At 42.0% G+C, this 12341-nt stretch carries 2 protein-coding genes; both read right to left on the bottom strand.

Annotated features, from left to right (window positions below):
- Nucleotides 1-43: 43 nt before the first annotated feature.
- Nucleotides 44-1456, bottom strand: coding sequence for a TolC family protein (locus ACA100_RS03155; protein WP_481078554.1), 1413 nt, complete (start codon nucleotides 1454-1456; stop codon nucleotides 44-46).
- A 269-nt stretch (nucleotides 1457-1725) separates the two neighbouring features.
- Complete coding sequence (locus ACA100_RS03150; protein ID WP_481078553.1) at nucleotides 1726-12297, bottom strand: Ig-like domain-containing protein; 10572 nt, start codon at nucleotides 12295-12297, stop codon at nucleotides 1726-1728.
- Between the last annotated feature and the right edge of the window lie 44 nt (nucleotides 12298-12341).

Below are 12341 nucleotides of genomic sequence, written 5' to 3'. Positions count from 1 at the left end.
GAGTATAGTATTAAATTTCAAATATTTATTATGTATCAATAAACTATTCAGTATAGATATTTAAAGATTCAGCTAACTTGCCTTGTTGATAGGCACATTCCAACTGAGTTTGAATAATATCAAAACGATTATTCACAACATCCACTTGTGCTCTATGGAATTCTTGCTCAGAGTTCAAAAGATCCACCAAAGTTCTTGTGCCTAATTCTAAATACTGCTGCTTATAAAGCTCTTTTGTATTCTTTAAATTACTCACTCGCTGAGTTAATAAATTTTTACGTTGGTTCAAATTCTGTAAGCTCACTTGTGCTTCACTGATTTTCTGTTCAATGTCTAATTGAACTTCCATTCGTTTAGCATCGGCAGATTCCATACGACTTTGAGCTGCTTTTTTACTGGCAGACAATGCACCGCCTTGATACAACGGTATCGAAACATTAATGCCAACTTTGGTATCTAAGCGCGAACCATAACGTGGTGATGCATTTAATGCTTGTGAAGCATGACCATTTAGAGAAATTGTTGGTAACTCATCTGCCCTAGCTCTTTCCAGTTCAGCCACTGCTCGTTCTGCTTCAATCTGTGCTAATTCATACTCAGGTATTTTATTCCATGTCGGTGTGATAAAACATGCTTGCTCTAGCTTGGCAGGCAATTGACCTACAGTTGCATCTTTAATATTTCTTTGTCCTATCATGACCCCCAAAGATTTTACAATGCTTTGATGTTGAGATTTAACATCTAATTCTTCTGATAAAACATCATTTAATCTAGACTTGGCCTGATAAACATCCGATAAGTTACTTGCACCTTTAGCATGACGTTCTTCCACTAATTTACTTAATGAATCCACACTATTCACTTGCTGTTTGGCCAATGAGCTTAAATCTTTAGAACGATTAGCTGTTATCACTGCCAAGGATGAGATATGAATCAGCTCTTCATTGGTTAATTTTGTTTGAACTTGCGCGCCCAAATGTCCATATTTTGCACTCTTCACTGCACTGGAAATTTTACCAAAATCATATAAAACCTGATTGATCTCTAATTTCATGTCTTGCAGATATTTTTTATCATAACGGCTTGATCGATCATTTTCTCTTTGAGCACCTAAACCACCAGAAATCTGCGGATAATAAGCAGCTTCTGCGATTTCGATCATTTCCGCTTCGGTATTTTCATTACCTTTCGCTTGGAATATGCGAGGATGGAATAAAACGATTAATTGTGCCGCATCCTTCAATGAAACCACTTTTTTCTGACCTGAACTATATTTCTGAGTAACAGCTCTTGCCTCTTTGGCTTGTTTGAGGCTTTCTTCAGTGGGTACAACAGGATTCTTTGCAGGATCATCTTCTTGCAAAGGCAAGCTCATTTCAGCGCATGACGCCAATAAAAAACTACATAAACTTAAAAGTACGATTTTCTTCTTTTGGGTTGTAAAGCCTAGTTTCATTATTTACCTATCAAAATCATAAGGATAATTCAAAGATTTCACATCAATAACATAAAACACTCACTATAAACCAAATAAAAATCGTTCAATGTGAAATATGATTCATGATGACTTTTTATACAGCCTCGCATCATAACACAACTCATCAATATAAAATTCTATGTGTAAAGTTAAGTCTTTTAACGATCAATATGCATCTAAAAAAACACGCTTAAGATATTAAGCATCCTAAGCGTGTTTATCACTAATATTGAATCAACATAAAATGATTAGCCAATCACAATTTGATTATTTGCCAATAAATCATCTAACTTAATTTCTGTATCTTGATTCGTCAAATGCAACAATGTTTCTGATGTGTAATGATTGGAAGCATCACCATCACGATCGACAGAAATCGTTGCTGTTTGGCTTTCTTCATCATAATTCACAGTAATGAACTTACCAATAGTTGAACTATCATCAGATAATAGATCTTCCATCGTTAAACCAGTGAAGAAGTCCTCTGAGAATTTAAGAACATCAGCATTATCATCAGTTGTAGGATTACCTAATGCAAAATCAACCCAAGTATCAACACCATGACCACCTGTATTATCATTTTCTAAGCCTGATAATAAGTTGTAAATCACTGTATCGTTGCCTGCGCCTGTTGAGATGATGTCATTACCTTGGCTGCCGATCACTTGATCATTACCAGCACCAGCAATAATAATGTCATCGCCTGCACCGCCATCAATAGTGTCGTTACCACCTTTCACAGTGTTATCCGCTGCATCTGCTGCTATAAAATCTTGATAGTTTTCTTTCAAATAATCATAGATCTCATATTTTGTTGGTTCAGCACCATTTGTAACAGTTGCTTTCAAGTAATCGATTAATGTTGAATAACCTGAATACTGAGGATGTTTCACTGAATCACGACCATCCCATGTCAAATCATTCGTGTTAATTGCATCACCAAATAAGATGTCATGACCATTACTACCTGTAATCTCATCATTACCTGCTGCTGCCGATTTAAACTGAGTAGTGCCACCAATCAAATAAGAAATCAATGCTTCTTGATCTTTCAATACCTGAGTTGAACCTCTATGACTCGAATCCCAATTCTCAACCTTATTACCATCGATATCAGTATTGTCATAACGTTGAACATTATCGATATCAACTTCACCCAAACCTACGCCAAATACTTTGCTCTTATCCGATAACTCTTTAAATTTAGCATCACGATCCGCCCAAGCTTCCGTAGTTTTTCTGCTTGGATCACCGTCTGTAATGAAATAAGTTTGATTTTCATAGCCATTCGCTTGTTTATCAAACCATCCATTCACTTCTTCAAAACCAGCTTCAGGCGCTGTGCCACTATTTGTTTGAGGAATATCATCGATCATCTTAATAATATCATTAAGATTATCTTTATTTGCAGTAAATGTACCGTGATTAACCGCATTATAATCAAACGTAATCAAAGTAAAATTAATTTCACCCTGATGATTAACCATCTGATTTACAAATAATTTCAAACCTTCTTTAGCCACATCCATACGTTTAGGACCATCAGCTACAGCGTTATCCATAGGCCAATACATACTGCCAGATGCATCTAATACAACCGCAACATTATAATCACTACCTGCAGCAAAGTTTGTTTGAACACCACCTTGATCACCTATTAACAGATTGTGAACATCATCCTGTCCGTTAATAACTTCATTACCATTACCTGACGTCTTAATGTCCATTTCAGTGATTAAATCAGCTGGATCTTTAACTGTAATATCAAACTTGAATGAATCTGATTTTGAATCACCATTATCTTTTTCAGTTGCTGTAACTGTTACTGTAATAGTTTCTGTTCCAACTGTGGCGCCTTTGGGTAATTCAAGCACAAAATCTTTGAACTCTACAATATTATCACCGCCACTAATCTCCCAGATACCATTCTTATAAACAGCTTCTGCTGTGCCAATCACCCCATCTTTATCAACAGTTGTGACAGTTAACTTAGAACCGACAGGCACACCATTTAAGGTTACTTCTAATGTTTCAGAACCATCGACATCAGCTAACTTAGCATGAATTCTATCTAACTTAATTTGCTCTGCTTCATAACCAGCATAACCATATTTTACTCCATAATAACCATCTGGATGCTTATTATCTAATTGTATAAACTCTGGTAATTCATCACTAACTGCTTCAGGTGATGGATAGTATTTGACATCTGCACCATTTTCTTCAGTGACTTTAAAGTCAAAGTTACCGATACCACTTTGGTTATAAACATAAAGATTAAAGTCATAAAAACCTGTCTCTTCAACAATAAAATCATTACCATGTGTACCAGAATTTACTCCACCCCAACTTACATACTGAGACGACAAACCATTACCAATAATAATCATACCTGTATCATCGGCTTTACCTTGATATGTATAAGTTTTACCAGCTTCTAAATAAACCAATCCATTAATTAAAATTGCAGCACTTTCATCCACTGTATTATCGATAAGTTTTCCATCTGCATCTTTACCTGAATGCAATTCTGTCGTTGTAGTATGTGTAGCATCCGATACTTTATGTTTTAACAAAGCATCAATACCATTCACAAGTACATCCTTGTTGATACCACTACCAACCATACCGCCGCCATTTGTAACATCATCAAAGTCATATACGCGACCATCAATAGTTACTTTATTTTTAATATTGTTCCAAACATATTTATTAAGCGCTAATTCACCTACATTAAAGTCCATAGATTCTGTAACTGATGGCATATCTGCTACAGCTTCAATAGTTACAGGAACTTCAATAACTGTTGTTCCTTTCCCATTATCTACAATGACTTTAAATGAGTCTGTACCACTATAATTTTCATGTGGTGTATATGTGTATTCACCTGTTTCTGGATCAATGACCACAGTACCATTTTTAGGTTCATTTTCAGGATCAAGTTTATACGTTACTGTATCGCCATTAGAATTAGAAACTATAATTGTTCCTTTTCCTTCCTCATCTTCATTTGTATTCACAGAAGCTGGTTCTACTTGTGGCCCTGTATCTGGAATCGTTACTGAACCCGTACCTTCTTCACCTGGATTACCTGTTTCATCAGTATAAGAACCTGCTGGCACCGTCACAGTCACATCACCATCCACTGCTGGCGGTACTTGACCTGTAATCGTCACTTCACCTTGATCATTGGTCACAGGCTTATCGAACACTACCGTGATCGGACCTTCTGGGCCATCCACTGTAATCTCACCTGTTTGAATCGTTTCAGGATCCACATCTTTTGGATAAGTGATCGTGATCTTACCGTTTGGATCCACTGACACTGTTACTTGTGGTGCATCTGTATCCACAGAACCTTGACCATCTCCAGGTTGACCTTCATTACCTGTTTGATCTTTATAAGAACCTGCAGGGACAGTCACAGTCACATCACCATCCACTGCTGGTGGTACTTGGCCTGTGATCGTCACTTCACCTTGATCATTGGTCACAGGCTTATCGAACACTACCGTGATCGGACCTTCTGGGCCATCCACTGTAATCTCACCTGTTTGAATCGTTTCAGGATCCACATCTTTTGGATAAGTGATCGTGATCTTACCGTTTGGATCCACTGACACTGTTACTTGTGGTGCATCTGTATCCACAGAACCTTGACCATCTCCAGGTTGACCTTCATTACCTGTTTGATCTTTATAAGAACCTGCAGGGACAGTCACAGTCACATCACCATCCACTGCTGGTGGTACTTGGCCTGTGATCGTCACTTCACCTTGATCATTGGTCACAGGCTTATCGAACACTACCGTGATCGGACCTTCTGGGCCATCCACTGTAATCTCACCTGTTTGAATCGTTTCAGGATCCACATCTTTTGGATAAGTGATCGTGATCTTACCGTTTGGATCCACTGACACTGTTACTTGTGGTGCATCTGTATCCACAGAACCTTGACCATCTCCAGGTTGACCTTCATTACCTGTTTGATCTTTATAAGAACCTGCAGGGACAGTCACAGTCACATCACCATCCACTGCTGGTGGTACTTGGCCTGTGATCGTCACTTCACCTTGATCATTGGTCACAGGCTTATCGAACACTACCGTGATCGGACCTTCTGGGCCATCCACTGTAATCTCACCTGTTTGAATCGTTTCAGGATCCACATCTTTTGGATAAGTGATCGTGATCTTACCGTTTGGATCCACTGACACTGTTACTTGTGGTGCATCTGTATCCACAGAACCTTGACCATCTCCAGGTTGACCTTCATTACCTGTTTGATCTTTATAAGAACCTGCAGGGACAGTCACAGTCACATCACCATCCACTGCTGGTGGTACTTGGCCTGTGATCGTCACTTCACCTTGATCATTGGTCACAGGCTTATCGAACACTACCGTGATCGGACCTTCTGGGCCATCCACTGTAATCTCACCTGTTTGAATCGTTTCAGGATCCACATCTTTTGGATAAGTGATCGTGATCTTACCGTTTGGATCCACTGACACTGTTACTTGTGGTGCATCTGTATCCACAGAACCTTGACCATCTCCAGGTTGACCTTCATTACCTGTTTGATCTTTATAAGAACCTGCAGGGACAGTCACAGTCACATCACCATCCACTGCTGGTGGTACTTGGCCTGTGATCGTCACTTCACCTTGATCATTGGTCACAGGCTTATCGAACACTACCGTGATCGGACCTTCTGGGCCATCCACTGTAATCTCACCTGTTTGAATCGTTTCAGGATCCACATCTTTTGGATAAGTGATCGTGATCTTACCGTTTGGATCCACTGACACTGTTACTTGTGGTGCATCTGTATCCACAGAACCTTGACCATCTCCAGGTTGACCTTCATTACCTGTTTGATCTTTATAAGAACCTGCAGGGACAGTCACAGTCACATCACCATCCACTGCTGGTGGTACTTGGCCTGTGATCGTCACTTCACCTTGATCATTGGTCACAGGCTTATCGAACACTACCGTGATCGGACCTTCTGGGCCATCCACTGTAATCTCACCTGTTTGAATCGTTTCAGGATCCACATCTTTTGGATAAGTGATCGTGATCTTACCGTTTGGATCCACTGACACTGTTACTTGTGGTGCATCTGTATCCACAGAACCTTGACCATCTCCAGGTTGACCTTCATTACCTGTTTGATCTTTATAAGAACCTGCAGGGACAGTCACAGTCACATCACCATCCACTGCTGGTGGTACTTGGCCTGTGATCGTCACTTCACCTTGATCATTGGTCACAGGCTTATCGAACACTACCGTGATCGGACCTTCTGGGCCATCCACTGTAATCTCACCTGTTTGAATCGTTTCAGGATCCACATCTTTTGGATAAGTGATCGTGATCTTACCGTTTGGATCCACTGACACTGTTACTTGTGGTGCATCTGTATCCACAGAACCTTGACCATCTCCAGGTTGACCTTCATTACCTGTTTGATCTTTATAAGAACCTGCAGGGACAGTCACAGTCACATCACCATCCACTGCTGGTGGTACTTGGCCTGTGATCGTCACTTCACCTTGATCATTGGTCACAGGCTTATCGAACACTACCGTGATCGGACCTTCTGGGCCATCCACTGTAATCTCACCTGTTTGAATCGTTTCAGGATCCACATCTTTTGGATAAGTGATCGTGATCTTACCGTTTGGATCCACTGACACTGTTACTTGTGGTGCATCTGTATCCACAGAACCTTGACCATCTCCAGGTTGACCTTCATTACCTGTTTGATCTTTATAAGAACCTGCAGGGACAGTCACAGTCACATCACCATCCACTGCTGGTGGTACTTGGCCTGTGATCGTCACTTCACCTTGATCATTGGTCACAGGCTTATCGAACACTACCGTGATCGGACCTTCTGGGCCATCCACTGTAATCTCACCTGTTTGAATCGTTTCAGGATCCACATCTTTTGGATAAGTGATCGTGATCTTACCGTTTGGATCCACTGACACTGTTACTTGTGGTGCATCTGTATCCACAGAACCTTGACCATCTCCAGGTTGACCTTCATTACCTGTTTGATCTTTATAAGAACCTGCAGGGACAGTCACAGTCACATCACCATCCACTGCTGGTGGTACTTGGCCTGTGATCGTCACTTCACCTTGATCATTGGTCACAGGCTTATCGAACACTACCGTGATCGGACCTTCTGGGCCATCCACTGTAATCTCACCTGTTTGAATCGTTTCAGGATCCACATCTTTTGGATAAGTGATCGTGATCTTACCGTTTGGATCCACTGACACTGTTACTTGTGGTGCATCTGTATCCACAGAACCTTGACCATCTCCAGGTTGACCTTCATTACCTGTTTGATCTTTATAAGAACCTGCAGGGACAGTCACAGTCACATCACCATCCACTGCTGGTGGTACTTGGCCTGTGATCGTCACTTCACCTTGATCATTGGTCACAGGCTTATCGAACACTACCGTGATCGGACCTTCTGGGCCATCCACTGTAATCTCACCTGTTTGAATCGTTTCAGGATCCACATCTTTTGGATAAGTGATCGTGATCTTACCGTTTGGATCCACTGACACTGTTACTTGTGGTGCATCTGTATCCACAGAACCTTGACCATCTCCAGGTTGACCTTCATTACCTGTTTGATCTTTATAAGAACCTGCAGGGACAGTCACAGTCACATCACCATCCACTGCTGGTGGTACTTGGCCTGTGATCGTCACTTCACCTTGATCATTGGTCACAGGCTTATCGAACACTACCGTGATCGGACCTTCTGGGCCATCCACTGTAATCTCACCTGTTTGAATCGTTTCAGGATCCACATCTTTTGGATAAGTGATCGTGATCTTACCGTTTGGATCCACTGACACTGTTACTTGTGGTGCATCTGTATCCACAGAACCTTGACCATCTCCAGGTTGACCTTCATTACCTGTTTGATCTTTATAAGAACCTGCAGGGACAGTCACAGTCACATCACCATCCACTGCTGGTGGTACTTGGCCTGTGATCGTCACTTCACCTTGATCATTGGTCACAGGCTTATCGAACACTACCGTGATCGGACCTTCTGGGCCATCCACTGTAATCTCACCTGTTTGAATCGTTTCAGGATCCACATCTTTTGGATAAGTGATCGTGATCTTACCGTTTGGATCCACTGACACTGTTACTTGTGGTGCATCTGTATCCACAGAACCTTGACCATCTCCAGGTTGACCTTCATTACCTGTTTGATCTTTATAAGAACCTGCAGGGACAGTCACAGTCACATCACCATCCACTGCTGGTGGTACTTGGCCTGTGATCGTCACTTCACCTTGATCATTGGTCACAGGCTTATCGAACACTACCGTGATCGGACCTTCTGGGCCATCCACTGTAATCTCACCTGTTTGAATCGTTTCAGGATCCACATCTTTTGGATAAGTGATCGTGATCTTACCGTTTGGATCCACTGACACTGTTACTTGTGGTGCATCTGTATCCACAGAACCTTGACCATCTCCAGGTTGACCTTCATTACCTGTTTGATCTTTATAAGAACCTGCAGGGACAGTCACAGTCACATCACCATCCACTGCTGGTGGTACTTGGCCTGTGATCGTCACTTCACCTTGATCATTGGTCACAGGCTTATCGAACACTACCGTGATCGGACCTTCTGGGCCATCCACTGTAATCTCACCTGTTTGAATCGTTTCAGGATCCACATCTTTTGGATAAGTGATCGTGATCTTACCGTTTGGATCCACTGACACTGTTACTTGTGGTGCATCTGTATCCACAGAACCTTGACCATCTCCAGGTTGACCTTCATTACCTGTTTGATCTTTATAAGAACCTGCAGGGACAGTCACAGTCACATCACCATCCACTGCTGGTGGTACTTGGCCTGTGATCGTCACTTCACCTTGATCATTGGTCACAGGCTTATCGAACACTACCGTGATCGGACCTTCTGGGCCATCCACTGTAATCTCACCTGTTTGAATCGTTTCAGGATCCACATCTTTTGGATAAGTGATCGTGATCTTACCGTTTGGATCCACTGACACTGTTACTTGTGGTGCATCTGTATCCACAGAACCTTGACCATCTCCAGGTTGACCTTCATTACCTGTTTGATCTTTATAAGAACCTGCAGGGACAGTCACAGTCACATCACCATCCACTGCTGGTGGTACTTGGCCTGTGATCGTCACTTCACCTTGATCATTGGTCACAGGCTTATCGAACACTACCGTGATCGGACCTTCTGGGCCATCCACTGTAATCTCACCTGTTTGAATCGTTTCAGGATCCACATCTTTTGGATAAGTGATCGTGATCTTACCGTTTGGATCCACTGACACTGTTACTTGTGGTGCATCTGTATCCACAGAACCTTGACCATCTCCAGGTTGACCTTCATTACCTGTTTGATCTTTATAAGAACCTGCAGGGACAGTCACAGTCACATCACCATCCACTGCTGGTGGTACTTGGCCTGTGATCGTCACTTCACCTTGATCATTGGTCACAGGCTTATCGAACACTACCGTGATCGGACCTTCTGGGCCATCCACTGTAATCTCACCTGTTTGAATCGTTTCAGGATCCACATCTTTTGGATAAGTGATCGTGATCTTACCGTTTGGATCCACTGACACTGTTACTTGTGGTGCATCTGTATCCACAGAACCTTGACCATCTCCAGGTTGACCTTCATTACCTGTTTGATCTTTATAAGAACCTGCAGGGACAGTCACAGTCACATCACCATCCACTGCTGGTGGTACTTGGCCTGTGATCGTCACTTCACCTTGATCATTGGTCACAGGCTTATCGAACACTACCGTGATCGGACCTTCTGGGCCATCCACTGTAATCTCACCTGTTTGAATCGTTTCAGGATCCACATCTTTTGGATAAGTGATCGTGATCTTACCGTTTGGATCCACTGACACTGTTACTTGTGGTGCATCTGTATCCACAGAACCTTGACCATCTCCAGGTTGACCTTCATTACCTGTTTGATCTTTATAAGAACCTGCAGGGACAGTCACAGTCACATCACCATCCACTGCTGGTGGTACTTGGCCTGTGATCGTCACTTCACCTTGATCATTGGTCACAGGCTTATCGAACACTACCGTGATCGGACCTTCTGGGCCATCCACTGTAATCTCACCTGTTTGAATCGTTTCAGGATCCACATCTTTTGGATAAGTGATCGTGATCTTACCGTTTGGATCCACTGACACTGTTACTTGTGGTGCATCTGTATCCACAGAACCTTGACCATCTCCAGGTTGACCTTCATTACCTGTTTGATCTTTATAAGAACCTGCAGGGACAGTCACAGTCACATCACCATCCACTGCTGGTGGTACTTGGCCTGTGATCGTCACTTCACCTTGATCATTGGTCACAGGCTTATCGAACACTACCGTGATCGGACCTTCTGGGCCATCCACTGTAATCTCACCTGTTTGAATCGTTTCAGGATCCACATCTTTTGGATAAGTGATCGTGATCTTACCGTTTGGATCCACTGACACTGTTACTTGTGGTGCATCTGTATCCACAGAACCTTGACCATCTCCAGGTTGACCTTCATTACCTGTTTGATCTTTATAAGAACCTGCAGGGACAGTCACAGTCACATCACCATCCACTGCTGGTGGTACTTGGCCTGTGATCGTCACTTCACCTTGATCATTGGTCACAGGCTTATCGAACACTACCGTGATCGGACCTTCTGGGCCATCCACTGTAATCTCACCTGTTTGAATCGTTTCAGGATCCACATCTTTTGGATAAGTGATCGTGATCTTACCGTTTGGATCCACTGACACTGTTACTTGTGGTGCATCTGTATCCACTGTCACTGTGTATTCATTGGAGCTTACTTCGTTGCCTAATGCATCTTTTGCCACAGCTTTAATTGTGTGAGGTCCATCTTTCAATGCAGTTGTTAATTCAGGTAATTTCCACTTACCATCTTGACCAACTTTTGCCGTACCTACCGATTTTCCATCAATAAAGACTTCAACTTCTGTTGCAGCCTTTGCCATGCCGCTAATGCTAGGCGTATTATCATTAGTTGATCGACCAGATTCGATATTTTCAGGCGCATTACCTACATTATCTTCATAACCATCAATTGATACAGTTGTGGCAGGCATAATTGTTACAGGCACCTCAACAGTTGTTGAGCCACCTTTGCCATCTTTAATCGTTATAGTAAAAGTGTCACTGCCGTTAAAACCAGGATTAGGTATATATGTATATTCACCCGTTTTTGGATCAATGGTAACCGTACCATTGTTAGGTTGACTTGTTAAAACATAGGTTAATACATCACCATCAGGATCAGTAACATCACTGATTTTATCTATTTTTGGTTGGTTCTCTAATGTTGAAATAGGTTGTTGAGCTTTATTGCCAATCACTGTTGGTGCATTATTTCCATTACCACCATTGTCACTACCACCGCCACCGCCAGATAAAGCGGCAGCAGCACCCGCCGCACCACCAGCGCCTAACAATAGTGGCAACCATGGGATGCCACAATCTTCGTCTTCAAAAATTAAATCTGATTCTTCGTCATCTTTCTTCACAAAAAAGTTAGCAATAACAACTGTTTTACCATTTTTTAATTTTAATATTAAGTCATTACCATCTTGAATAAATTCTGCGACATCTTCTCTATATAATTTTGTATGCACTTCTGATGGTGATTTAAGTTCTACTCGTGAACCATTCACGTTCACTTCATTGGATGATTTTTTATCTACGATAACAAATGTTGACATAATTTTTTTATACCCTGATTGCTCTAACAATAATGTTTGGTCAA

This window comes from Wohlfahrtiimonas sp. XWW7 (genome assembly GCF_056716055.1).
Note: the sequence above shows the minus strand (reverse complement) of the source record. Positions and strands in the feature narration are given on the sequence as shown.